The sequence below is a fragment of the Deinococcus sp. YIM 134068 genome, from assembly GCF_036543075.1.
Lineage (GTDB): Bacteria > Deinococcota > Deinococci > Deinococcales > Deinococcaceae > Deinococcus > Deinococcus lichenicola.
Map to the genome: position 1 here is coordinate 25,525 of NZ_JAZHPF010000024.1, position 23,001 is coordinate 48,525.

The following is a 23,001-nucleotide window of genomic DNA, read 5'->3' on the forward strand; positions in this document are numbered from 1 at the left end:
CCCCTCCGAAGGAGCCTCCATGTCCCTCCCCCCCGCCCTCGCCCCCCTCGTCGCCGCCGTCCAACCCGCCGACCCCGCCGCGATGGAGGCGGCCCGCGCCCGGCAATCCCAGCTCACCAAGCCTGCCGGGGCGCTGGGCGATTTAGAGGACCTGGCGGTGCGGCTGGCCGGCGTGTTCGGGACCGAGAAGCCCCACCCGCGCGGCGTGGCAGTGATCGTCGCGGCGGGGGACCACGGGGTTGCGACGGGAGGTGTCAGCGCCTACCCACCGGAGGTCACGCCCGCGATGGTGGCGAACTTCCTCGCCGACACGCCCGCCGGACCGGGCGGGGCCGCCGTGAACGCCATCGCCCGGACGGTGGGGGCGCGCGTGTACGTGATGGACGCGGGCGTGAACGCCGACCTGCCGGGGCACCCCGCCCTCGTGCGCGCGGCGGTGCGGCGGGGCACCCGCGACCTGCGGCGTGAGTCGGCCATGACGCGGGAGGAGACGACGGCCCTCATCCTCGCGGGCGCGGCCCTCGCCCGGCGAGCCATTGAGGAGGGTGCCGACCTGATCGTTCCCGGCGAGATGGGCATCGGCAACACCACGCCCGCCGCCGCCGTGACGGCCCGCCTCCTCGGCATGGACCCGGCGGCGGTGACGGGCCGGGGGACGGGCGTGGACGACGCGACGCTGGAACGCAAGGTGGCGGCGGTGCGGGAGGCGCTGGCGCGGGAGGGGAGCGACCCCGCCGACCCCCTCGGCGTGCTGGCCGACCTCGGCGGCTACGAGATCGCGGCGATGCTCGGCGTGATGCTTCAGGCGGCGGCGCTCCGGCGGGCCGTCATCCTCGACGGTTTCGTGGAGGGCGCGGCGGCCCTCGTCGGGGTGGCGCTCGCCCCCCACCTGCGCGACTTCCTCTTCCCGGCGGGCGAGTGCGCGGAGGTCGGGCACGGCCCCCAACTCGCCTCTCTGGGGCTGAGGCCCATGTTCAACCTCGGCCTCCGGCTGGGCGAGGGCACGGGTGGGGTCCTCGCCGCGCCCCTGCTCCTCGCCACCGCCGCCACCCTGCGCGAGATGCGGACCTTCGCGGAGGCGGGGGTGCCGGGGGGGAGCTGAAGGCAGAGGGCGAACGGCGGCGAGGGGAGTTTCTCCCCCTTCCAACTTCTTACGTCCCCTCCCTCACCGTCAGCACCAGCCCCTCCTCCGACCCCTGCCCCTCGCGCCGGAGGAAGGCGAGGACGGTCTCCGGCGCGAGGGGGCGCGAGAGGAGGTAGCCCTGGCCGTAATCGCAACGCAGGGTACGGAGCTGTTCGAGCTGGGCGGGGGACTCGATGCCCTCGGCGACGACGCGTAGGCCGAGGTTTTTCGCCATCGCCACGATGGTGCGGACGAGTTCGGCGCTCTCGGTGCTCTCCAGCATCCGGTCGATGAAGGAGCGGTCGATCTTGAGGGTGTCCACCGGGTAGGACTGGAGGTAGCCCAGCGAGGAGTAGCCCGTGCCGAAGTCGTCGATGTGCAGTTGGACGCCGAGCCGCCGGATGTTGATGAGCGTGTCGGCGATGCCCTGCGAGTGCCGCAGCAACACGCTCTCGGTGATCTCCAGCTTGAGGGCCTGCGGGTCGAAGCCCGTCTCCTCCAGAATCCGGGTGACGCAGGTATAGACGTCGGGGGCCGCGAAGTGCCGCCCCGAGAAATTGACGCTGAGGGTGAGGGGGGGATGGCCCGGCACCTCGCGCTGCCACGCCAGTACCTGCGTGCAGGCCTCGCGCAGCACCCAGCGGTCGAGGTCGAGGATCAGGCCCGTCTCCTCGGCCACCCCGATGAATTCGGCGGGCGAGAGCAGGCCGAGGGTGGGGTGTGCCCAGCGGATCAGGGCCTCGAAGCCCACCGTGCGCCCGCTGTCCACCCCCACGATGGGCTGGTAGAACACCCGCAGCTCGCCGCGCGCCACGGCCTTTCGCAGGTCGCGCTCCAGTTGCATCAGGCTTGCGGCGCGCTCGCGCATCTCCACCGTGAAGGTCTGGTAGCCCGCCCGGCCCTGCGCTTTGGCGCGGTACATGGCGATGTCCGCGTCGCGCAGCACCGCCGCCGCCGACTCGTAGTCGCGGTGCCCCGCCACGATGCCGATGCTCACCGAGGCCGTCAGCTCGTGGCCCGCCACCTCCAGGGGCTGCCGCAGCGCCTCACCGATGCGCTCGGCCACCCGCCGGGCGTCCTCCGGGTCGGCCAGCGGTTCGAGCAGCACCGTGAACTCGTCGCCGCCCAACCGCGCCACGGTGTCGGTGGGACGCACCTCGGCCTGAAGCCGCCGGGCGAGCGCCACGAGCAGCGCGTCCCCGACCGGGTGCCCCAGCGAGTCGTTGACCGTCTTGAAGCGGTCGGAGTCGAGGAACAGCACCGCGAAGCCCGGCCCGTGCGGCGCGCGGGCGCGCGTCAGCGCCTGCTCCAGCCGGTCGGCGAACAGCGCCCGGTTGGGCAGCCCGGTCAGCGCGTCGTGGAGGGCGTCGTGTTGCAGGCGGCGGCTCGTCTCCTCCAGCTCGGCGGTGCGCTCCCGGACGCGCGCCTCCAGCTCGTCGTTGAGCCGCTCCAGCTCCTCCTGCGCCCGCCGCCGCTCGGTCACGTCCATGCCGTAGCCGATCATCAGTTCGAGGTCCCCCGTCCCCGCGAAGACCGGGCTGAAGGAGCGCAGGTGGTGAATTCCCTGGCCGCCGGGCCGGGGGAAGTGTTCCTCCCACGACACCGGCCCGCGCCGCCGCACCGCCTCCGCAAACTGCGCTCGGCGGTTTTCCACGATGGCGGGCGGGAAGTTCCGCTCGGCGCAGTAGTCGTCGTCGGTCTTCCCGATGATTCCGGCGCGAATCTCCTCGTTCACGATGGCGGCGGGATTGCAAAACAGGTAGCGGCGGTCGCGGTCGAACACGACGAGCGGCGCGGGCACGGCGTTCAGGATGGTGGCGAGGGAGCGGTGCCGGGCGAGCAGCGCCCCTAGCTCGTGGTGGTGACGGGTGATGTCGGTGCTGGCGAACACGCACCCCCGAATCTCGCCGCCGCCGTCCCGCAGCGGGTACAGGCGCGCGAGGATGAACCGCGCAGAGCCGTCCGGCAGGCAGGTTTCCACCTCCACCTCCCCGAACACCTCCCCCTGAAGCACGCGCCGGAAGAGTCCGGTCAGCCGCGCCCGCTCCCGTTCCAGGCACAGCCGCACGCAGGGGTGTCCTATCATCCCGGCCCCGAAGGTGGAGACAAAGGTCCGGTTCCCCTGCAGGATGCGGCCCTCCCGGTCGGTCGTGAAGATGAGGTTGGGGGAGTGCTCGACGATCTGCCGTTGCCACCCGAGATCGTCCTCAGCTCCGCGCGACGGGTCGCTGTCAGAACGCAGGCCCGCCAGAAACGCGCCCCACTCCGCTGCCGTGGGCGGGGCATCGGCGCTCAGACCTAGTCGTTCGAGGAGGTGGTGGACTTCCGGCAGCACGGGGGGCACTCTAAGGACCCACCTCTTACAACGTGCTTGCAATTCAGAAATGAGACGGACAAGCTGGGCCTTAAGGGAAGTCGGGCACGCCGGGGGAGGGCCAGTCCGCGCCAGAATACCCCCATGAGCGACCGCGAACTCAACTTCGCCCGGAGCATCCTCGGCGACCGCCCCTTCCGCGACGTGCCCGACGGGGAGATTCTGGAGGCCGCCGAGCGTCTCCTGAGCGGCTGGATGGCGGGCGAAACCCGGCTGGAGCGCCCAAAGCTCTACGACCACTACGCCCTCCTGCTCGTCTCCCTCATCCGCCGCAACCGCGAGCTGGAGGCCCGCCTGGCCGCGCTGGAGGCCGGGAATGCCTGATCCCCCCACCCCCCACCCACCCCTCACCCCCCGAATCAAGGTCTGCGGCACCACCTCCGTCCGTGACGCCGTGCTCGCCGCCGAGGCGGGGGCCGATGCACTCGGCTTCATCTTCGCCCCGGTCAGCAGGCGGCGCGTCTCGCCCACGGTGGCGCGCGAGGCCGGGCTGAGCGCCGGGCCGGTCGTGGCGCGGGTGGGCGTCTTTCTGGGGCAGGGGCTGGACGAGGTGCTGCGAACCGCCGAGGCCGCGCGCCTCAGCGCCGTGCAACTCCACGGCCCGCTTCCCGATCTTTACGTGCGCGAGGTCGCCCGCTATTATCCCGTGCTGCGCGTCCTGCGCCCCGCCGACCTGACGACGGGAACGGACGCCAGCCCACGGGACCTCCCCCCCGGCGTCACCCCTATGCTGGACGCCCCGGAACCGGGTGGGGGAGTGCCGCTGGACTGGGCGGCTCTCGCGCCCATCTTCCCGCGCGGTGCATGGCTCGCCGGGGGACTGGGGCCGGAGAACGTCGCCCAGGCGATCACGGTGCTGCGTCCCGCTGCGGTGGATGCCGTCAGCCGCCTGGAGGCCAGCCCCGGCGTCAAGGACCCCGAGCGTGTGCGCGCCTTCGTGCGGGCCGCGAAGGAAGCCTGATCGGGGAAGTTATCCACAGTGAAACGGGGGCCTGTGGATAATTTCCTGGAACAGTTCCACTCCGGGTTGAACGCCTTGAAACATTGTCCGATACGGCCTTTCTCGGTTCTGCCGAGTGAAGGTCAGTCCTCCCACCCATATGCTTGTCCACAGGGCCTGTGGATAACTTTGTGGATAACTTTCGCGTTCGGCAGGGACGATCAACCCCCGCCGTTCTCACCCCCCAGGCCGAACCATCCGGCGATCATTCGCCCACCGCTCACGATGTCGGGAGGATGGACGGCTCCCAGTTCCACACCCGACCCGGCGAGGGGGACGCGGGCGAGGGTGTGGGCCTTGACCCCCAGGTTCTCCAGATTGCCGTGGTCGCTCGTGAGGACGACCCGCGCGCCCGCCCCCAGCAGCCCGGCGAGGAGGGCGTCCACCCGCGCGAGGTAGGCCTGCCCGGCCCGCCGCACGTCCGGGGAAACGGGGGTGCGGCCCTGATGCCCCAGGAAATCCCCAAACCACAGGTCGCAGGCGAGGAGGTCGTACCGGTCTGCCGCCCGCGCGAGGCGTTCGCCCAGGCGGGTCAACCCGTCCGGCGGCAGCATCTCCGGCCAGGGGTCCGCGTAGTTGAGGCCGAGCGTCGCAGGCACGGGCGGCACGTCGGGCGGGTTGAGGGGCGTGCCCGCCGCCACGAACGCGAAGGGGAAGCAGCCGGACCGGGGCCGCCTGGCCTGCGCCGCGAAGTAGCCGGGCGGATAGTGGTTCGCCAGCGCCGCCCGCCCCCCCGCCCGCACGAGCCTCACCGGCAGCGCCTCCTCCCGCAGCAGGCGTTGGAGCGTCGGCCCCGGATGCGGCCCGAAATGTTCGCCCATCACGCGCACCGCGTCCCGACCCGTCAGCCAGCACGCCTGCCCGGTGCCGGACTGCGGGAGGCCCGGCACGCCGAGCGTGGCGTCCAGCGCGTGCCCCGCCTCCACGAGCGGACGCAAGGCGGGGAGGGCTTGATCCCACACCGAGTCGGGCGGCGCGTCGTCCGGGTGGCCCACACCGTCCAGGGCAAGCCAGACGAGTCCGGTCAGGCCCGCTCCTGTGGGGTCCACTCCTCGTCCGGCAGCCGCGCCGTCGCCTCCTCGTAAGCCTCTGGGAAGCGGGCGTGGAAGTCCGACTCGGCCAGCACCTCGTCGCCGCGCAGCCACCGGAAGCGGAAGCCGTCGCCGATGTGGAGGGTGCCCTCCAACCCAGAGTCTTGCAGACGCCGCGCCCTCTCCTGCCCGCCCTCGTCCAGCCGCTCCAGCCAGTGTTGTTCCAGATCGGCCTGACGCTCGATCTCGCCGTCCGTCAGGTCCTCGAAGCCTCCGGGTGACATGGCCCAGGCTACCCCGTCCGGGTCGGAGGTGGGCCTCACCGCGCGAGTAGACTTCCCACATGAGTGTTCTGCGTGTGGCGGCGGCGGCGTACCCGGTGGACTTCCACGCGGATTGGGCGGCCTACGAGGCGAAGGTGACGGCCTGGGTCGCGGACGCGGCGGGGCGGGGGGGGCGGCTGCTCGTCTTTCCCGAGTACGCCGCGCTGGAACTCATCAGCCTCCTGCCGCCCGACCTCCACCACGACCTGAACGGGATGCGGCCCGCCCTGCAAGCCTTCCTGCCGGAGTTCGTGGCGCTGCACTCGCAGCTCTCCCGGCAACACGGGGTTACGATCATCGCTGGGAGCTACCCCGTTGCCCAGGGGGAGGGCTTCGTCAACCGTGCCCTCGTCTTCGGCCCGGACGGCTCGCACCACCATCAGGACAAGCTGATGATGACCCGCTTCGAGGCGGAGGAGTGGTTCATTGACCCCGGCGCGGGCGTGCGCGTCTTCGAGCTGCCCCTGGAGGGCGGAGAGGCCCTGCGCTTCGGCGTCGCCATCTGCTACGACAGCGAATTCCCGGCGCTGGCGCGCGTGCTGGCCGAGGGCGGGGCGGAACTCCTCGTCGTGCCGTCCTTCACGTCGGCCCGGTCGGGCTTCACGCGGGTGCGGGTGGGGAGCATGGCCCGCGCCCTCGAAAACCAGATGTACGCCGTCCACGCCCCCCTGATCGCCGACGCGAACTGGACCTATGCCGTGGAGCAGGCCAGCGGGAGGGCCGCCGTGTACGCTCCCGCCGACCTCGACCTGCCGGAAGACGGAATTGCGGCGGAGGGGGAGTGGAACACGCCGGGCTGGCTCGTCACCGATCTCGACCTCGGCCTCACCCGCCGCGTGCGCGAGAACGGCCACGTCCTGAACTGGCGCGACCGCCACGCCGCGCAGGAGCGCCCCACCGCCGCCGAGGTCGTCCCCCTCGCCGCCCCCACCCGTGTCTGAGCCGCCGACCGTCCGAGTCCTCACCGCCGAAGATGCGCCCGCCTACCGGGAAGCCCGGCTGCTCGCGTTGCAGAGCGATCCACAGGCGTTCATCACGACCGCCGAGGAGTTCGCGGCACGTACGCTGGAGGACGTGGCCGCGCGTCTCTCGCCCACGCCAACGTCCTGCACCTTCGGGGCGTTCCTGAACGGTGAACTCGTCGGCCTGCTCACCGTCGCCCGAGAGACCCGACCGGCACTTGCCCACCGCGCCAACATCTACGGCGTGTCGGTGAGGGTGGAGGCGCGTGGTCAGGGGTGCGGGGACACCCTCTTGCAGGCGGGGTTAGCCCAGGCCCGGATGTGGCCGGGCGTCACTTCCATCCATCTGGCCGTGACGGAGACCCAAACCGCCGCCCGACGCCTGTACGAGCGCCACGGCTTCCGGGTGTGGGGTACTCAGCCCGACGCCGTGCGAGTGGGAGAGCGGGTGCTGACGGAGCACTGGCTGTGGCTGGGGTTGTTCAGCTCCTCCCCCCTCCCAGCCTCCCCCACGAGGGGGGCGAACGAAGCGACCGAGCCGCGCCCCTGACCGCCTCATCCCTTCCAGCCTAAGCCTCACGGCCCATGCCCGCCTCCCACCCGTCCCCTAGCCTGAGCGCGTGACCCAATCTCCCCACTTCATCCGCCCTCCTCGCCTCCACTCTGGCTCCCGTGTGGCGGCCCTGAGCCTGAGCAGCGGCTTCGTCACCGAGGTCATGGGGAGGTATCGCGCCGGGGTGCGTCAGGTCGCCGAGACCTTCGGGTGGGAAATCGTGCCCGCCCCGAACGCCCTGCGCGGCCCGGAATTCCTGTACAGCAACCCGCAGGCCCGCGCCGACGACCTTCACTGGGCGCTGCAAAACCCGGACATTCACGCAATGGTCGGCATCATCGGTGGGGACGACTCCGTGCGGCTGCTGCCCTTCCTGGACCTGAACCTCATCCGCTCTCACCCCAAAGCCCTCCTCGGCTTCAGCGACGCCACGATCACCCTGACACAATTCCTGCGGGCGGGCGTGATGGCCTACCACGGCCCCGCCCTCCTCACCGACCTCGCGGAGAACGGCGGGATGCACCCCTTCGTCGTGGACGGCGTGCGGCGGGCGCTGGTGGACGAGCCGCGCCCCTTCGAACTCTCGCCCGCGCCCGAGTGGACCGCAGGCGGACCCGATTGGGCCGATGAGAGCTTGCAGGAGGTCCGCCGCCCCTTCCAACCCGGCGACGGCTGGGTGTGGCTGCAAGGGGAAATGCCCGCCGAGGGGCACCTGATGGGCGGTTGCCTGGAAGTGCTCGACATGCTCAATGGGACGCCCGGCTGGCCCTCGCCCGACCTGTGGCGCGGCGCGGTGCTGGCATTGGAGACCTCGGAGGACGTGCCCCCGCCCGCGCAGGTGGGCTACTGGCTGCGGAACTACGCGGCACAGGGCATCCTCGCCGGGGCCGCCGGGCTGATGCTTGCCCGTCCGCGCGGCTACACGCCGGAGATGAGGGAGGACCTGTACGGCTGGGTGCGCCGTGTGCTGGCGGAAGCTGGACGCACGGACCTCCCCGTGGTGGCGAACGTGGACTTCGGGCACACCAGCCCGCAACTCACATTGCCCCTCGGCGCTCTGGCGCGGTTGGACCCGGCGGCGGGACGGGTGACGGTCACGCCCTGAGCTTTCCCCGTGCCTCTGCTCACGCTTCGGGGGAACTGACCGCGATTCATCCCCACTGGCCCGCTATGATGGCGCGGTGCGGCTCCTGCTGCTGTCCGACATCCACGCGAATCAGGCCGCCCTGGAGGCGGTCCTCCATGACGCCGCCGCCCGCCGCTACGACCGCATCGTTCACCTCGGCGACGCCGTGGGCTACGGTCCCCACCCCGCCGAGGTGCTGCGGACCCTGCGCGACCTGAACGTGGTGGGCGTAACGGGCAACCACGACGCGATGCTCCTCGACTACGCGGACGGGCGGCGGACGGCGCGGGAGAGCGTGGTGTCCATCGCCCTGCGCTGGCAGCTCGAGCGCCTGTCTTCCGACGACCTCGCCCTCGTGCGGGGCTGGCCCGATGGCGTGGACGACCCGGAGGTGGGTGCCCGCTACCGCCACGGCTCGCCCGCCAGCCGCGACGAGTACATCGACTCGGTGACGGCGGCGCGCGAGGCCTTCGCCGGGTGGGAGGGCCGCCTCGCCTTCGTGGGACACACGCACATCCCCGGCGTGTACGCCACCCTCAACGCCCCGGTGGGCGAGTGGATCAAGTTCCAGGGCTTCCCGGAGGGCGGCAGCTACCTCGTCCCGCCCGGTGCCCGCGTCATCCTCAACCCCGGCAGCGTCGGCCAGCCCCGCGACGGCAACCCGCGCGCGAGCTACGGCGTGTTCGACACGGGGCGCGGGGCTTTCGAGGTCTTCCGCGTCGCCTACGACGTGGAACGCACCCAGGAGGCGGCGCTGGAGGCGGGTCTGCCGCAGGTGCTCGCGGCGCGGCTGGCGATTGGGAAATGAGGGGGGGACGGTGCGCGGTACGCGGGACGTGGGAAAGGATTGATCCTCCCGCGCACCGCGTCTTGCGTCCTGCCTCCCCCCCATGACCCTTCCCCCCGCCGCCCTCCTCCACGGCCCGCTCCTCGAACAGACGGGCGTTTTTGGCGGCAATGCCCTCCTTCTCACCGGCCCGGCCCGCGTGGGCAAGCGGGAGGTGGCGCGGGCGGTCGCGGCGCAGCACAACTGCTCGGGTACGCGCGGGATGTACGGCGAGGCGTGCGGGGCGTGTCCGTCGTGCCGGGCCTTCGCGGCGGGGGCACACCCCGACCTCCTGCTCGTGGAGCCGCGCACGACGACGGCGACGGGCAAGGCGGCGCGGCGGCGGCTCATCCCCATCGGCGCGATCCTGGCGGGGCGGGACTCCGGGCGCGAGTACGAGACGCACGTGTTCGAGTTTCTGGAGGTGCGGCCCACCTTCCGGCGACGGGTGGTCATCGTGGACGGGGCCGAGCACCTGGGGCCGGAGGCGGCGAACGCCCTGCTCAAGCTCGTGGAGGAGCCGCCGCACGGGGCGCTGTTCGTCTTCCTCGCCGAGGACGTGCGGGCCGTCATCCCGACCATCGTGAGCCGGAGCGCCCGCTTGAGCGTCACGCCCGCCCCAGACCGGGCCATCGAGCGCGGTCTCACCCTGAACGGCGAGGCCCCGGACCCCGAACTCGTCGCCTTCGCCGCCGGACGCGCCGGGGTGCTGGCCGACCGGGAGGCAGTGCGCGCGGCCCTCGCGGACGCTGCCGAGTTCACGGACGCCCTCGGCGTGGGGATGTTCTCTGCGCTCGAAGCCGCCGGGCGGCTGGAGAAACGCTGGGACGCGGCGTGGCACCCGGAGGCGCTCCGCTTCGTCTGGCGCACCCAGTCTGCCCACGCGCGGGCACGGGCGGACACGGCGTTGGAGGCGTTGCAGTCGGCGCTGGAGGCCTACGCGAACCCCGCCCTGAGCTTTCAGGTCTTCGCGCTGGCACTGCGGGAGGCGCTGGGGTGATGGGGTACTCATCTCACCACTCCTTGACGTAGGAGGGGTGTTTGCCCCGACCCCCTTCCGCCCTACACTCCTCCCCATGACGAGGGCGAGGGAACACGGCACGGCGCGGGTCTGGACACTCCCGACCGGGCCGCTTCAGGAGAACGCGGTGCTGGTGGCGGGAAAAGATGGTGAGGGCTTCCTCTTCGACCCCGGCGACGAGGCGGGGCGGGTGCTGGCAATGGTGCGGGGTGCGGGCGTGACGGTGCGGGGCATCCTGCTCACGCACGCGCACTTCGACCACATCGGGGCGGTACAGCCCGTGAGGGAGGCGCTGGGCGTGCCCGTGTGGCTCCACCCCGCCGACCTGCCGCTCTACCGGATGGGGCGGGCGTCGGCGGCGCGGTGGAATCTGCCCTTCGTCCAACCGGAAGCCCCCGACCACGAGATCAAGCAAGGGCAGGTCTTCACGGCGGGCGACCTCACTCTGGCGGCGCGGGAGTTGCCGGGGCACGCGCCGGGGCACGTCGTCTTCGTCGGGGACGGCTTCGTGGTGGCGGGCGACACGCTGTTTCAAGGTGGAATTGGACGGACGGACCTGCCGGGCGGGAACCATCCCCAACTCCTCGCGGGCATTGCGCGGGAACTGCTCTCGCTGCCGGACGAGACTGCCGTGTACTCCGGCCACGGTCCCGCCACGACCATTGGGGCCGAGCGCCGCACGAACCCCTTCCTGCGCTGAGGGGCGCTCTCCCGGCGGCCCTCCCCATTCGGCCAGGAGGACACGCGACCAGCGGGTGCGTTAAGGTCGTGTATGTTCCGCAACTCCCGCTTGTGGTGGCATCCCCCACGGCTGCATGCTCCCGGTGAGGAGGCCCGGCGTGTCACCTGGCTGGAGTTGTTCTACGACCTCGTGTTCGTGGTGGTCATCGCGCGGCTGGCGCACCACCTCGCCGACCACCCGGACGCGCGAAGCTTCGGGGAGTTTCTGCTCCTGTTCGTGCCCGTGTGGTGGGTGTGGCTCAGCGTCGCGTACTACAACGAGCGGTTCGAGACCTACGACCTGAGCTTCCGGGTCCTCACCTTCCTCCAGATGCTCGCCGTGGCGGCGATGGCCGCGACCGCCGAGTACGGGCTGGGGAAGACGGCGATGGGCTTCGCGCTCGCCTACGCCTACGCCCGGGCGCTCATCACCTTTATGTGGTGGCGGGCGGGCAGGCACAACCCCAGTGTGCGGCCCGTCACCGACGTGTATGTACGCTCTTTCAGCGTGAGCGTGGTGCTCTGAACGGTCGCCGCCTTCCTGGGCGGGCCGCTCGCGCTCGTTCTCAAGGGGGCGGGGCTGCTCATTGACCTCGTGACGCCGCTGCTCACCCTGAAAGATCAGCCGCGCGTCTTTCCCGCCGCCGCCCGCAAGATGCCCGAACGCTTCGGGCTGTTCGTCATCATCGTGCTGGGCGAGAGCCTCGTGGGGGTGGTGAACGGGCTGGCGGACGCGGAGCGCCTCACGGGCGTCACGCTGCTGCGCTTCGTGCTGGGGCTGCTGCTGGGCTTCGGGATGTGGTGGATCTACTTCGATTACATCGGACGCCGCGAACCCGACTCGCATAACCGCTGGCGCTTCATCTCGTGGGCGTACCTGCATCTGCGGCTCGTGATCGGCATCACCCTCGTCGGCGCGATGGTGCAGCACGCCGTCGCCGTGGAGGGACCCGCCGAGGCGGGTGTGCGCTGGCTTCTCGCCGGGGGGGTGGCCCTGTTCTACCTCGCCTGTATGGGCCTGGAGTTCACCCTGGAACCGGAGAAGCCCCAACTGTTCACCCCCCGTCAGCTCGTCCCGGTCCGGCTCCTGACGGTGGCGGTGGCCCTCGCCCTGCCTCTCTTCCTGGGCACGCTCTCCGGGCTGGTGCTGGGCCTGATCGCGCTCCACGCCCTCCACGCCGGGCTGGGGCTGCGGGCATGGTTCGGCAGCGCGAACGCGGGGCGGACGGATATGCATTAGGGATGGGGGGAGGTAGGGGGTGGGGGTGAGGGGTCAGGAAAACCTGCAAGCGGCGTGGGAAGGAGGGACGTGTGAGGGCTGGTGACTGGGAGCTGGCCGCTGGCTGCCCCTCACTTCCCGGCGGGGGGAGGGGGTGTCCCGCCCCCATCTCCGGCCCCGGTGCCCTTTACCCTGTGCGTATGATTGCCCCGTGCCCTCCGTTCGCCTCCCGGTTCCGCCCATGCCCGGCCTAGGACGCGGTTCTGGGGCGGTGCTGGACGGCTCGCTGACGGAGCTGAGCTACAGCACCAACAGCGCCAACGCCCTGATCCACCTCTACCGCGCGGAGGTCGGCAAGATGACCGCCTACCGTCAGCGGCTGGACACGACGACGAACTGGGCGGTCGTCACCACGGCGGGTCTCGCGTCCTTCGCCCTCGGCGACCCCAACAACAGCCACGCGACCTTCCTGTTCGCCATGTTCCTCAATTACTTCTTCCTGCGGCTGGAGGCGCGGAGATTTCGCACCTTCGAGATCGCCCACCACCGGGTCCGCATCATGGAGCGTTTCTTCTACCCGGCGATGCTCGGCGACTCCGTGGACGCCGGGTGGCACCAGCTCCTCCTCGCCGAACTGGGCAAGCCCCGCAGCCCGATGGGCCGGGCCGACGCGCTGGGCTGGCGGCTCAACCGCAACTACCTGTGGATTTACGCGGCGGTCCTCTTCGCGTGGCTCGCCAAGCTGGACCTCAGCCAGCCGAAGGGTTGGATTCCCACCTTCCCCGAGGGGCTGGCCCTCGCCGACATCGGCAACTTCCCCGGCTGGCTCGTCTTCCTGGGGGTGGTGGTCTTCTACATCCACCTGATCACCCTGGCGGTGCGGGCGGCGCGGACGTATCCGTTGGAGGAGGGCTGAGGGGTGAGGGGGAAGTCGTGAGGGGAGAGGCACTTCGCCCATTCACCACTCACCACTTCCCACTGACCCGCCCCTCCCTCCACACCTGCACGCCCACCAGCACCGCCGCCTGGGCGGGGAGGCTCCACAGGTACACACCCGGCCTCCCGGCGAGCAGGCACACGCCGAGGGCGAGAAGCTGGGTGCTCAGGCCGAGGTTGGCGGCGACGGCGTTGATCTCGCGGGGCGTGTAGGCGAGGCGGCCCTCGGGGGTCGGCTCGCCGGGTGTGACCGCGCGCAGCCGCCGCTCGAACAGCGCCCCCAGCACGCGCTCCTGCGGGGTGAAGTAGAGGGCGTACGTCAGCCGCAACGCCGCGAGGACGCGCGGATCGTCCCCGGCCTGGGCGGGCGGGTCGCGGAAGACCTCGCCCCGCGCCCCCCGGTGGTCGCGCTCCCACAGGTAGTCCACGCTCAGGATCAGGCTCAGGAGGACGGTGAGCGGCACGCCCCAGCGCCCGGCGAGGCCCGTGAGGACGGCGGCGTTCACGAGGAGGTCGCCCTCGGTGTCCAACAGGCGGCCCGTCTCGGTCGTCTGCCCGGTCGCGCGGGCGAGCTGGCCGTCGAGGTTGTCGAGGAGCGTCTTGACCTGAAGGAGCACGGCGGGCGTGACCCGGTGCCCGCGCCGCAGCAAGACGCCGCACGCCACCCCGAGCGCCATGTGGGTGAGGACGACGTGCAGCGGATTGATCCCCAGCCGTGCGAGGGGAGGCACCAGCCGCGCGGCGAGGGGACGGAACAGGCCGTCGCTGGCCCATTCGCGGGCGGGGCGGGCCTTCGCGTGAGTCACGGGGTCGAGCCGCCCCTCAGCGCCGCCCACCCCCATGCGGCGGCCCCTTGCGGACGCCCGCGAAGCGGTTGCGCTCCTTGCGGCGTTGGGCGCTGGTGGCAGCGACCTTGCCTCCCTTGCCCGTCCGCGGTCCCGTGGCGGCCACCCGCCTCGGCACGAAGGTGTCCACGTTCAGAAAACGCGCGAGCGGGATATACAGCGCGAGCACGAAGATCAGGGTGCCCCACCACGTATCGAGGTACGGCCCCAGCCCCACCGCGCGCAGCAGGGCGGAGAGGACTGTCGCCAGCACGGTGAAGAGCAGCACCCGCAGGAACAGCCGCCCCAGCTTGCGGCGCGTGAAGCCCGGTTCGGGGTCGGGGGTGGTCAGCCAGCGCCAGAAGTTCATACGTCCCCCCCGTCCGCGCCCGTCGCCGCCCGCGCCGAGGCCCCCAGCGTCACCCGGTCGCGGAAGGCGGCGAGTTCGGGCCACTCGGTCTGCCCGCCGTCCACATCCACCACGAGGGCGGGTTTGTGCGTGCGTTCCGCCAATCGGTTCAGCGCCGTCCGGTGCGCCCCGTCCCGCGCGGGGGAGGCGAAGAGGACGCCCCGCACCGCGCTCTTGCCCTCCAGCAGATTCAATGCGCCGAACAGCTCACGTTCCCCCGCCGGGGCCGCCCGCCGCTCCAGCCGCTCCCCCCGCGCCGTCACCTGCGAGGCGGGCAGATCGGTGGAGAGGACGGGGTGCAGGCCCAGTTCCTCCAACGCCGCCCTCAGCCCCCCGCTCAGGTCCGGGTCGCCCAGCAGGGAGCGCGGGCCAATCACGGCGACCGTCGCCCGCGAGGCGCGGCTCAGGGGGGGCATCTCCTCCCGTCCCCCCCCGGCAAGCGGCTTGACCCGCTCCAGCGCCAGGCGCACCCGGCCCGGATTGCGCGTGAACCGCTGCCCCAGGTCCTGTGCCATCGCCACCATCTCATTCCCGCCCTCGGGCAGCGCGATCAGTTGCGGCAGACCGCTGATGCGCCGGGGCAGCAGTTCCGTCAGCGCCTCGCCCCACGCGTCGTTCGCCACCGGGGCCGTCTGCGGCACGAGTACGGCGTCCACCCGCCCGAGTTCCAGAATGCGTCCCAGCGCGAGTTGCACCTGCACCGGCTCGTCCGGCAGGCTGTCCCGCCCGAGCGCGAGCGCCTCCCCGGCGGGCAGGGCGGGCAAGGCCATCTCCACCCCGAGTTCCTTGAGGAACGCCGCCCAGTAGCGCCCGTGCCGCGTGCCCAGCGAGTTCAGCAGACCGACCTTCATCGGGGGCAGTCTACAGGGGGAAGGGGAGAGGAATGAGGGTTGAAGGATGAGTGATGAGGGGCGCTTCGCTATCCTGCCGCCCATGCCCCTCACCCTGCCCGACGCCCTGCGGCGTGTCCTCCCCGCCGCCCGCTGGGAGGCCGTCTCCGGCGGGGAGAGCGGTGCGGGCGTGTGGCGCAGCCAGAAATATGTGGTGAAGGTACAAGCGCGCGGCAGCTTCCCGGTCAGCACCCTGCTTCAGGAGCGCGAGCGCCTACGCTGGCTCGCGGGCCGGGTGCCCGTTCCAGCGGTCGTCGGCTACGAGACGACCGGGGAGCATGAATACCTCGCCACGACGCGCCTGCCCGGCCTCCCCATGAGCGACCCCGACGCCCTGCTCCACCCCGAGCGGGTCGTGAGTCTCCTCGCCCGCGCCCTGCGCGAACTCCACGCCCTGCCCGTGCGCGAGTGCCCCTTCAACATGACCCTGCCCGTCGTGCTGCGCCTCGCCCGTGAGCAGGTCTTGGCGGGTGGGGTGGACGAGGCCGACTTCGACGACGAGCGCCGGGGCTGGAGCGCCGCCGACGTGTGGAACGAACTCGTCCGCACGCGCCCGGAGTCCGAAGACCTCGTGGTGACGCATGGGGACGCCTGCCTGCCCAACCTGATCGTCAACGGGGAGTACGTCGAAGGCTTCATCGACGTGGGCCGCGCCGGAATCGCCGACCGCCACGCCGACCTCGCCCTGACGCACCGCAGCCTGATTCGCAACTTGAACGAGGAATATGCCGAACGGTTCCTGGACACCTACGGGCGCGCGTTCGTGGACGAGCGGAAGCTGGCGTATTACAGGTTGCTGGACGAATTGTTCTGAGGGCTGCTCCTTCCTCCTCCGGCTGAGTGCCCGGACATGTGCCGCCCGTCCCCCATGCTCTACTGCTCCCCGTGCGCTTCCTGTCGCGGTTCGTGGCCCGTCACCCCTGGCCGGTGGTGGCCGTCTGGGTGCTGCTGGCGGCGCTGAGTGCCTATCCCGCCTCCCTCGCCCCGCGCGCCCTCAGCGCCAACCCCGGCAGCCTGGCGGACGCCGAGAGTACCCGCGTCACCACCCTCCTGCGAGAACGCTTCGGGGAGACGGATACGAACACGGCCCTCCTCGTCACCCGCATTCAGCCGCCCTTGACCACGCCGGAGGGCCGGGCGATCCATGACCGCTTCATTGAGGGATTAGCGGAGGTGCCCGGCGTCACCCGCGTCCTGCCGGGCGGGGCGCAGGGGGCGGTGCCCACCGTAAGCGCGGACGGCACTCTGGCCCTGACCGTCGCCCAGATTCCGCTGCTGGAGGGGGCGACCGAAACCCTCGCCCGCGTGCGCGCCTACGCCGAGGAGGCCGAGCGGGAGGCTGGCGTAGGCCGACTGGGCGTGCGCGTGACGGGCGGGCAGGCCATCGCGGACGATTTCACCGAGTTCGCGGAGGGCGACACCAAACGCAGCGAGTTCGCCGCCCTGCCGCTGACGGGGTTGGTGCTCCTGCTCGTCTTCGGGGCGCTCGTCGCCGCCGGATTGCCGCTCGCCGTCGGTGTTCTCAGCATCACGGTGGCGATGGCAGGCGTCTATGGCCTGACGCGCGTGATGGAGGTTTCTTCTTTTGCCCAGAGCGTGATCACGATGCTGGGGCTGGGGGCGGGCATCGACTACGCCCTCCTGATGGTCAACCGCTTCCGCGAGGAGCTGGCGCGCGACGGCGACTCACGGGCGGCGGCGGCCCGCACCGTCCTCACGGCGGGGCGCAGCGTCCTGTTCAGCGGGCTGACCGTCGCCATCGCTATGGCCGCCCTCATCCTCCCGCCCATCGCCTTCGTGCGCTCGATGGGACTGGGAGGCGTTCTCGCCGTCCTCCTCACCGTCCTTGCCAGCGTGACGGTCCTGCCCGCCCTCCTCGCCCTGCTGGGGGAGAGGGTGAACAGTCCGCGTGTGCTGCGGTTCACCTGGAGCCAGAACGCGGCGGCCTCGGTCGCGTGGACCGCCTTCGCCCGGCGCGTGACGGCCCGGCCCTGGCTCGCGGTGGTCCTCAGCACTCTCTTCCTGCTCGTCCTCGCCGTGCCTGCCCGCGACATGCGGACCGGATACGCGGGCGCGTGGGGCCTGACCCCCGGTGTGGAGAGCCGTGACGCGCTGGTGGACGTGCGCGACCTCGGCGCGGGTGGACTGCTCAGCCAGTTCGAGGTCATTCTCGATTTGGAGGGGCGGCGCTACGGCCCGGAGGACCGCGCCCGCTTTCAGGAACTCGTGACGAAGCTTCGCGCCCTGCCCGGCGTCCGAACGGTCGTCAGCCCCTTCCTCACGCCCGCCGACCTCGCCGGAGATCAGGTGGCGGGTACGGGAACGGATGCCCTCGCCGCCCTGAGCCTCCTGGGCCGCCGTTCCTTCAGCGCCGACCGGACGCTCCTGCGCGTCACCGTCGTTCCCGAAACATACTTGCGCGCCGACCAGATCGACCCGTTCGAGACCCGATTGCGGTCCACACTCACGGCGGGCGGCTTCCCCTTTCTGCTCGGAGGTGCGCCCATCGGTGAGCGGGAGTTCAGCCGGGCGATCACGGACGCCTTTCCCGCCGCCGTCCTCACCGTCTTCGCGGCGACCTTCCTCCTCCTGATGGTTGCCTTCCGCAGCCTGCTCGTGCCCCTCAAGAGCATCGTCATGAACGCCCTGACGGTCGTGGCGGCGTGCGGCGTCGTCACCCTCGTCGTGCAAGGGGGCTTTCTCGCCGCGCCGCTCGGCATTCCAAGTGACGTGGGCGTGCTGGACTCCAGCCTGCCGCTCCTCCTCTTCGCCGTCCTCTTCGGCCTGAGCATGGACTACGAGATTTTCCTGCTCTCCCGCGTGCAGGAGGAGGTCCTGCGCGGTCACTCCAACGACGAGGCGGTGGTCCTCGCCGTGGGCCGGACCGCGCGCATCATCACCTCGGCGGCGGTCATCATGTTCATCGTCTTCTGCGCCTTCATCGTCGGGCGCGTCGTCGCCAACAAGAGTATCGGCCTCGGGCTGGCCGTCGCCGTCGCGCTGGACGCCACCCTCGTGCGCCTCGTCCTCGTGCCCGCCTTCCTTAAACTCGCCGGGAAGTGGAACTGGTGGCTGCCGGGGTGGCTGGACCGACTGTTGCCGAAGGTGCGAATTGAGCATTGAGGGGAGAGAGGTCGGCTCAACGTCCTTTCAACACGTCCTCTCGATGACTGTCCCTCCCGTGTCAATCGGGAAATCCTCCACCCGCCCCGTCAACCCGTTCTTCCTCATAACGCCGTGGAGATAGGTGTGGAGTTTGCCCGTCTCCTCCCGCGTGTCGTGGAAGCAGAGGACCGTCGGCCCGGCACCGCTGAGGGCCGCGCCTAGAGCGCCGTACTTGTGCGCCTCTTCCAGAATGTCGCTCAGGCCGGGGACCAGCGGCGCACGCCAAATCTGGTGGATGTAGTCCTGCATAGCGTGTCTCAACAGGTCAAGGCGGCCCTGCGAGAGGGCGGCGGCGAGCAGCGCGGCGTGCGAAAGGGCATGGACGGCATCGGCGCGGCTGTATTCCTTCGGCAGCACGGCGCGGGCCTTGCTCGTGGACAGCTCGAAGTCGGGGATGAGGACCGTTACGCCCAGATGTGCGGGCGGCTCCAGCCGGACGTAGTGCGTGCCCAGCTTGTCCAGTGTGGCGACCACGATACCGCCGAAAAGGGCCGGGGCCACGTTGTCGGGGTGCCCCTCCTCCCGCGCGGCCACGTCCAGCACGGCCTCATCGTCGAGGGGATGCCCCAGCAGCTCATTCCCCGCCACGATTCCGGCGACGAGGGCGGCGGCGCTGCTTCCCAGCCCACGCGCCAGCGGCACCTCCGTCTCGATCTCCACCCGCGCGGGTGGTAATTCCCGCTTCACTCTCTTCGCCGCGAGGAGCATCGCCCGGTACACGTAGTTGCTCTCGTCGGCGGGCGTTCCCTCCAGCTCTGCCCCGAGCGGCACCACCTGGGTCACGTCCTGCCCTGTTATCCGCAGCGTGGTGAAGAGAGGCACGCTCAGCCCGAGGCTGTCGAAGCCCGGCCCGAGGTTTGCGCTGGAGGCGGGCGCGCGGACGGTGAAGGTGGTCACGGGCACGCCTCCGGGGGGCAGAGGGCGGACGGTGTGACGGTCGAGGGGTCAAGGCGTCGAGGCGTCGAGATGTGGAAAGGCGGTCCCTCGACCTCTCGACCTCCCGACCTCCCGACTCCCCTCACCCACGGCCCACCTCCCGTCACAGAATGCTCTCCAGCACCCGCTCCATGTTCGCCTCCACGCCCTTCGGGGCCTCGACCGCACGCATGGCGGCGTTGGGGTCCTTCAGGCCGTTGCCCGTCAGCACGGCGACGACCGTTTGACCGGGGGCGAGCTTCCCGGCGGCGTGCATCTTCAGCAGGCCCGCGACGGGGGTGGCGCTCGCCGGTTCGCAGAACACGCCCTCCCGCGCGACGAGGTTGTAGGCGTGCATGATCTCGTCGTCGGAGGCCATGTCGAAGAGGCCGCCGCTCTCGCGCACCGCCGCCCGCGCGAGGTCCGCACTCGCCGGATTGCCGATGCGAATGGCCGTGGCGATGGTCTGCGGCTCGTCCACGATGGCATTGCGGACGAAGGGCGCGGCCCCCTCCGCCTGAAAGCCCCACATCTTCGGCAGGTTCTCGCTCCTCCCCGCCACGTAGTATTCCCGGAAGCCCATCCAGTACGCGCTGATGTTCCCCGCATTTCCCACCGGAATGGCGAGAATGTCGGGCGCGCGGCCCAGCACGTCCACGACCTCGAAGGCCCCCGTCTTCTGCCCTTGAAGGCGGTATGGATTCACCGAGTTCACGAGGGCGATGGGATGCTCGTCGCTGATCTGCCGCACGAGTTTCAGGGCCACGTCGAAGTTCCCGTTGATCGCCACGATACGCGCCCCGTAGGCCATCGCCTGCGCCAGCTTGCCCAACGCGATGTTCCCGTCGGGGATCAGGACGATGCACTTCAACCCCGAGCGCGCGGCGTAGGCGGCGGCGGCGGCGCTCGTGTTGCCCGTGCTCGCGCAGATGATGGTGTCCGCGCCGTCCTCGACCGCTTTGGCGACCGCCATCACCATGCCCCGGTCCTTGAAGCTGCCCGTCGGGTTTAGGCCCTCGTACTTGAGGTACAGCTCCACGCCGAGGTGGGCGCTGAGCTTCGGCGCGGGGATCAGCGGGGTGTTCCCCTCTTCGAGGCTGAGGGCGGGCGTCTTGTCTGTGACGGGCAGGTATGGTCGGTAGCGTTCGATGAGTCCGGGCATGGGCGCTCCTTCGTGCCGCTCGGGGCGGCGTAGCCCGCCCATGCTAGCGGGGTCGGTCGCGTAAGGCTCCCAGGGGTCAAGACAGGGCGCGCCCATCAGCCCCGCGTCAGAGATGAGCCGCCTTCCGCCCCTTTCGCACCTCATCCTTAAATGGGATTGGGGGGACCTGCACCCCGTCTTGGGTCCCCCTTGAGAAGGTACGATGGCACACACTAGGCGGGGGGCGCGGGTCTCATTGTGCCATCACAACGAGAGGGCTTCGTTGAAACTCACCGTCCTGGAGGTCAAATCATGGGATTCATCATCACCATCCTGGTAGGGGCGCTCTGCGGCTGGCTCGCGAGCCTGATCATGAAGACCGACGCCCAGCAGGGGGCCGTCGCCAACATCCTGATCGGTATCGTCGGCGCACTCCTCGCGCAGTTCCTCTTCGGCAACCTTCTCAACATCGGCGGCGCGGCGGCGGCGGGTGGCGGCTTCAGCTTCTGGAGCATCATCTGGGGCGTGGTCGGCAGCATCATCCTCATCGCCGTCCTCAAGGCGCTCAAGGTCTTGCGCTAGCTCTAGCGTTCACCGAAAGGCCGGGCCTCCACGTGGGGTCCGGTTCTTCTTGGTCTGCCCTGGCCTCCTGTTTGTCGCGTCCCCCGCCCGTGTGCTACCTTTGGAAGGCTTGCCTGACCCCGCCCGGCGCGGCAGCCCGTTCCCGGTGTCCACCGTGCCGGACGAACGCCCCCGGCAGATTTCCGGGTCAGGCTCAAGAAGGAGTGCGAACATGTCCAGAGTGTGCGAAGTGTGCGGCAAGGGGCCGATTGTGGTCAACTCGGTCGTCCGCCGGGGTAAGGCCCGCGCGGCGGGCGGCGTCGGTCGCAAGACCACCGGCATCACCAAGCGGGTCCAGAAGCCCAACCTCCAGCCCCTCACCGTCACCCGTGCGGGCGTCTCCGTACGGATGCGCGTCTGCATGAAGTGCCGCAAGAGCCTGATCTAGGGCCTCAGAGACCCAGAGAGAAACGCCCCTGTCCCAAGCGGATGGGGGCGACTTCTTTTGAGCGTGATCCGGCTGAGTGTTTTCGCTGATTGCTGACGGCTGAGAGCTGACCGCTCTGTGCCCTACACCTTTCTCTCCCGCCCGCTCACGAAGCTGGCGACGAGCAGCAGCAACGTCCCCACCACCACGCACGAGTCGGCGATGTTGAAGATGGGGAAGTCGCCCGCGCCGAGCGCACGGGTGATGGCGCTCAGCGGCGGCGCGTGCAGCATGTCCGTTACCCTGCCCTGCCGCAACCCGTCGATGGTGTTCCCGATGGCCCCTGCGGCGATCATGCTCAGGACGACGGTGAGGAAGCGGTTCTGCGGGCGCACCATCACGTAGACGAGCAGCCCGACCCCCACCATTAGGCGCGCAATGGCGAGCGGCACGGCGGACCCCGAGAAGAGGCTCCACGCCGCCCCCGTGTTGAAGGTGAGCTGCCAGTCCAGTAGCCCCGGCAGAAAAGGAATGGGTGCCGCCCCGTATGTCAGGTTGGCGAGTGCCCACGCCTTAAGGGCCTGATCGGCAGCGACGAGGACGGCGGCGATGAGCAGCGGCACCCAGACGGGCAGGGCGCGCGTGTGGTCGAGCAGGGTCGGCACGCCGCGCAGTATATGGAGTGCCCGCGAACGGCGGAGGTCAACACCCCGCCACCTCCCCCGTCACTATTGTCTGCCCGTGAGCCGCCGACACTGGGGACATGGCGAACGTGGAATCCTTCGACCTCGATCACACCAGAGTTCACGCCCCCTACGTGCGGCTGGCGGGCGTGAAGACCACCCCGCGCGGCGACCGCATCAGCAAGTACGACCTGCGCCTGCTCCAGCCCAATCAGGCGGCCATCGACCCTGCCGCCCTCCACACCCTCGAACACCTCCTGGCGGGCTACCTGCGCGACCACCTGACGGACGTGGTGGACGTGTCCCCGATGGGCTGCCGCACCGGCATGTATATGGCCGTCATCGGCGAGCCGGACGAACAGGGTGTGCTACGCGCCTTCGAGGCTGCCTTGCGCGACACCGAGGCCCACGACCGCCCCATCCCCGGCGTGAGCGAATTGGAATGCGGCAACTACCGCGACCATGACCTGGAGGCCGCCCGCCGACACGCCCGCAACGCCATTGCCCAGGGTCTCAAGGTGCAGGAGACAGTCTTGCTCGAACGCTGAGGCGGCGCAGACTCAACCCCGGCCTCTCGCTGAGGAGCCGGGGTGCTGCATTCCTCAAGAGAGACGGCTTCAGGGGTGTTGACAAGATCGGGCGTGACCTGTATCTTTTCTGAGCCTCAGTTGAGGCGCGGAGCATGACAAGCGAAGAGGTGTGCGAGAAATAGCGTTGTTCACGCCCAGGTTCTGCGGAGCCTGGGTGTGTGAAGAGGAAGGGTCAAGATAGC

24 protein-coding genes and 1 pseudogene are annotated in these 23,001 nt (G+C 70.5%); 16 read left to right on the plus strand and 9 right to left on the minus strand.

Annotation, left to right across the window (positions count from 1 at the left end):
* The first annotated feature begins 19 nt into the window (after positions 1-19).
* Positions 20-1,102 (plus strand): nicotinate-nucleotide--dimethylbenzimidazole phosphoribosyltransferase, encoded by a 1,083-nt coding sequence (gene cobT, locus V3W47_RS16805; protein WP_331826380.1) that lies wholly within the window; start codon positions 20-22, stop codon positions 1,100-1,102.
* Between the two features lie 49 nt (positions 1,103-1,151).
* On the opposite strand, the gene V3W47_RS16810 is transcribed toward cobT, so the two are convergent.
* On the minus strand, positions 1,152-3,458 hold the full coding sequence (locus V3W47_RS16810; protein ID WP_331826381.1) for an EAL domain-containing protein: 2,307 nt from the start codon (positions 3,456-3,458) through the stop codon (positions 1,152-1,154).
* Positions 3,459-3,581: 123 nt separating this feature from the next.
* Between V3W47_RS16810 and V3W47_RS16815 the strand changes: the two genes are divergently transcribed.
* Both V3W47_RS16815 and V3W47_RS16820 read left to right on the plus strand, forming a co-directional pair.
* A complete protein-coding gene (locus tag V3W47_RS16815; protein WP_331826382.1) occupies positions 3,582-3,821 on the plus strand; it encodes a hypothetical protein in 240 nt (79 codons plus the stop codon).
* Positions 3,814-4,458: a phosphoribosylanthranilate isomerase gene (locus V3W47_RS16820; RefSeq protein WP_331826383.1), complete on the plus strand. Its 645-nt coding sequence runs from the start codon at positions 3,814-3,816 to the stop codon at positions 4,456-4,458. Before V3W47_RS16815 ends, V3W47_RS16820 begins: the two co-directional genes overlap by 8 nt.
* Positions 4,459-4,658: 200 nt before the next feature.
* Here the strand turns inward: V3W47_RS16820 and V3W47_RS16825 are convergent, their stop codons facing one another.
* Together V3W47_RS16825 and V3W47_RS16830 are read right to left on the minus strand one after the other, a co-directional pair.
* The gene (locus V3W47_RS16825) at positions 4,659-5,546 is read right to left on the minus strand and encodes a metalloenzyme domain protein (protein WP_442877239.1); all 888 of its coding nucleotides are present in this window, start codon (positions 5,544-5,546) and stop codon (positions 4,659-4,661) included.
* Entirely contained in the window at positions 5,522-5,812 is a 291-nt protein-coding gene (locus tag V3W47_RS16830; protein ID WP_331826384.1) for a hypothetical protein, read from the minus strand. Before V3W47_RS16830 ends, V3W47_RS16825 begins: the two co-directional genes overlap by 25 nt.
* Positions 5,813-5,871: 59 nt before the next feature.
* Between V3W47_RS16830 and V3W47_RS16835 the strand changes: the two genes are divergently transcribed.
* The 8 genes and pseudogenes from V3W47_RS16835 to V3W47_RS16870 all read left to right on the plus strand — a co-directional run bounded on the left by V3W47_RS16835 (position 5,872) and on the right by V3W47_RS16870 (position 13,194).
* Complete coding sequence (locus V3W47_RS16835; RefSeq protein ID WP_331826385.1) at positions 5,872-6,792, plus strand: carbon-nitrogen hydrolase family protein; 921 nt, start codon at positions 5,872-5,874, stop codon at positions 6,790-6,792.
* Complete coding sequence (locus V3W47_RS16840; RefSeq protein WP_331826386.1) at positions 6,785-7,363, plus strand: GNAT family N-acetyltransferase; 579 nt, start codon at positions 6,785-6,787, stop codon at positions 7,361-7,363. Before V3W47_RS16835 ends, V3W47_RS16840 begins: the two co-directional genes overlap by 8 nt.
* 70 nt (positions 7,364-7,433) lie before the next feature.
* Positions 7,434-8,471: a S66 family peptidase gene (locus V3W47_RS16845; protein WP_331826387.1), complete on the plus strand. Its 1,038-nt coding sequence runs from the start codon at positions 7,434-7,436 to the stop codon at positions 8,469-8,471.
* Between the two features lie 76 nt (positions 8,472-8,547).
* Complete coding sequence (locus V3W47_RS16850; RefSeq protein WP_331826388.1) at positions 8,548-9,300, plus strand: metallophosphoesterase family protein; 753 nt, start codon at positions 8,548-8,550, stop codon at positions 9,298-9,300.
* A gap of 82 nt (positions 9,301-9,382) precedes the next feature.
* Entirely contained in the window at positions 9,383-10,318 is a 936-nt protein-coding gene (locus tag V3W47_RS16855; protein ID WP_331826389.1) for a DNA polymerase III delta subunit-related protein, read from the plus strand.
* 76 nt (positions 10,319-10,394) lie between these two features.
* A complete protein-coding gene (locus V3W47_RS16860; RefSeq protein WP_331826390.1) occupies positions 10,395-11,039 on the plus strand; it encodes an MBL fold metallo-hydrolase in 645 nt (214 codons plus the stop codon).
* Positions 11,040-11,111: 72 nt separating this feature from the next.
* A pseudogene (locus tag V3W47_RS16865) lies at positions 11,112-12,299 on the plus strand (low temperature requirement protein A).
* A 220-nt stretch (positions 12,300-12,519) separates the two neighbouring features.
* The gene (locus tag V3W47_RS16870; RefSeq protein WP_331826403.1) at positions 12,520-13,194 is read left to right on the plus strand and encodes a DUF2270 domain-containing protein; all 675 of its coding nucleotides are present in this window, start codon (positions 12,520-12,522) and stop codon (positions 13,192-13,194) included.
* Between the two features lie 49 nt (positions 13,195-13,243).
* Here the strand turns inward: V3W47_RS16870 and V3W47_RS16875 are convergent, their stop codons facing one another.
* The 3 genes from V3W47_RS16875 to V3W47_RS16885 are packed head-to-tail and all read right to left on the minus strand — an operon-like array spanning position 13,244 to position 15,298.
* On the minus strand, positions 13,244-14,020 hold the full coding sequence (locus V3W47_RS16875; RefSeq protein WP_331826391.1) for a CDP-alcohol phosphatidyltransferase family protein: 777 nt from the start codon (positions 14,018-14,020) through the stop codon (positions 13,244-13,246).
* 16 nt (positions 14,021-14,036) lie between these two features.
* Positions 14,037-14,408, minus strand: a complete 372-nt coding sequence (locus V3W47_RS16880; RefSeq protein ID WP_331826392.1) for a hypothetical protein — start codon at positions 14,406-14,408, stop codon at positions 14,037-14,039.
* A complete protein-coding gene (locus V3W47_RS16885; protein WP_331826393.1) occupies positions 14,405-15,298 on the minus strand; it encodes a hypothetical protein in 894 nt (297 codons plus the stop codon). Before V3W47_RS16885 ends, V3W47_RS16880 begins: the two co-directional genes overlap by 4 nt.
* A gap of 82 nt (positions 15,299-15,380) precedes the next feature.
* On the opposite strand from V3W47_RS16885, the gene V3W47_RS16890 reads away from it, so the two are divergent.
* Together V3W47_RS16890 and V3W47_RS16895 are read left to right on the plus strand one after the other, a co-directional pair.
* Entirely contained in the window at positions 15,381-16,151 is a 771-nt protein-coding gene (locus V3W47_RS16890; protein ID WP_331826394.1) for an APH(3') family aminoglycoside O-phosphotransferase, read from the plus strand.
* A 71-nt stretch (positions 16,152-16,222) separates the two neighbouring features.
* Positions 16,223-18,460 (plus strand): MMPL family transporter, encoded by a 2,238-nt coding sequence (locus V3W47_RS16895; RefSeq protein ID WP_331826395.1) that lies wholly within the window; start codon positions 16,223-16,225, stop codon positions 18,458-18,460.
* A gap of 27 nt (positions 18,461-18,487) precedes the next feature.
* On the opposite strand, the gene thrB is transcribed toward V3W47_RS16895, so the two are convergent.
* The gene (gene thrB / locus V3W47_RS16900; protein WP_331826404.1) at positions 18,488-19,399 is read right to left on the minus strand and encodes a homoserine kinase; all 912 of its coding nucleotides are present in this window, start codon (positions 19,397-19,399) and stop codon (positions 18,488-18,490) included.
* A 142-nt stretch (positions 19,400-19,541) separates the two neighbouring features.
* Positions 19,542-20,579: a threonine synthase gene (gene thrC, locus V3W47_RS16905; RefSeq protein WP_331826396.1), complete on the minus strand. Its 1,038-nt coding sequence runs from the start codon at positions 20,577-20,579 to the stop codon at positions 19,542-19,544.
* A 291-nt stretch (positions 20,580-20,870) separates the two neighbouring features.
* Here thrC and V3W47_RS16910 point away from each other — a divergent pair, with 291 nt between their 5' ends.
* Entirely contained in the window at positions 20,871-21,140 is a 270-nt protein-coding gene (locus V3W47_RS16910) for a GlsB/YeaQ/YmgE family stress response membrane protein (protein ID WP_331826397.1), read from the plus strand.
* Positions 21,141-21,351: 211 nt separating this feature from the next.
* Entirely contained in the window at positions 21,352-21,567 is a 216-nt protein-coding gene (gene rpmB / locus V3W47_RS16915; protein WP_331826398.1) for a 50S ribosomal protein L28, read from the plus strand.
* Positions 21,568-21,689: 122 nt separating this feature from the next.
* On the opposite strand, the gene lspA is transcribed toward rpmB, so the two are convergent.
* Positions 21,690-22,211, minus strand: a complete 522-nt coding sequence (gene lspA, locus V3W47_RS16920; RefSeq protein WP_442877240.1) for a signal peptidase II — start codon at positions 22,209-22,211, stop codon at positions 21,690-21,692.
* Between the two features lie 98 nt (positions 22,212-22,309).
* Between lspA and V3W47_RS16925 the strand changes: the two genes are divergently transcribed.
* Entirely contained in the window at positions 22,310-22,777 is a 468-nt protein-coding gene (locus tag V3W47_RS16925) for an S-ribosylhomocysteine lyase (RefSeq protein WP_331826399.1), read from the plus strand.
* Positions 22,778-23,001: the final 224 nt, after the last annotated feature.

Excerpts from the sequence above, each read along its gene's own strand:
- cobT (WP_331826380.1), top strand. The coding sequence starts at position 20 with ATGTCCCTCCCCCCCGCCCTCGCCCCCCTCGTCGCCGCCGTCCAACCC.
- V3W47_RS16815 (WP_331826382.1), top strand. The coding sequence starts at position 3,582 with ATGAGCGACCGCGAACTCAACTTCGCCCGGAGCATCCTCGGCGACCGC.
- V3W47_RS16820 (WP_331826383.1), top strand. The coding sequence starts at position 3,814 with ATGCCTGATCCCCCCACCCCCCACCCACCCCTCACCCCCCGAATCAAG.
- V3W47_RS16830 (WP_331826384.1), bottom strand. The coding sequence starts at position 5,812 with ATGTCACCCGGAGGCTTCGAGGACCTGACGGACGGCGAGATCGAGCGT.
- V3W47_RS16835 (WP_331826385.1), top strand. The coding sequence starts at position 5,872 with ATGAGTGTTCTGCGTGTGGCGGCGGCGGCGTACCCGGTGGACTTCCAC.
- V3W47_RS16855 (WP_331826389.1), top strand. The coding sequence starts at position 9,383 with ATGACCCTTCCCCCCGCCGCCCTCCTCCACGGCCCGCTCCTCGAACAG.
- V3W47_RS16860 (WP_331826390.1), top strand. The coding sequence starts at position 10,395 with ATGACGAGGGCGAGGGAACACGGCACGGCGCGGGTCTGGACACTCCCG.
- V3W47_RS16870 (WP_331826403.1), top strand. The coding sequence starts at position 12,520 with ATGCCCGGCCTAGGACGCGGTTCTGGGGCGGTGCTGGACGGCTCGCTG.
- V3W47_RS16880 (WP_331826392.1), bottom strand. The coding sequence starts at position 14,408 with ATGAACTTCTGGCGCTGGCTGACCACCCCCGACCCCGAACCGGGCTTC.
- V3W47_RS16885 (WP_331826393.1), bottom strand. The coding sequence starts at position 15,298 with ATGAAGGTCGGTCTGCTGAACTCGCTGGGCACGCGGCACGGGCGCTAC.
- V3W47_RS16890 (WP_331826394.1), top strand. The coding sequence starts at position 15,381 with ATGCCCCTCACCCTGCCCGACGCCCTGCGGCGTGTCCTCCCCGCCGCC.
- thrC (WP_331826396.1), bottom strand. The coding sequence starts at position 20,579 with ATGCCCGGACTCATCGAACGCTACCGACCATACCTGCCCGTCACAGAC.
- V3W47_RS16910 (WP_331826397.1), top strand. The coding sequence starts at position 20,871 with ATGGGATTCATCATCACCATCCTGGTAGGGGCGCTCTGCGGCTGGCTC.
- rpmB (WP_331826398.1), top strand. The coding sequence starts at position 21,352 with ATGTCCAGAGTGTGCGAAGTGTGCGGCAAGGGGCCGATTGTGGTCAAC.
- V3W47_RS16925 (WP_331826399.1), top strand. The coding sequence starts at position 22,310 with ATGGCGAACGTGGAATCCTTCGACCTCGATCACACCAGAGTTCACGCC.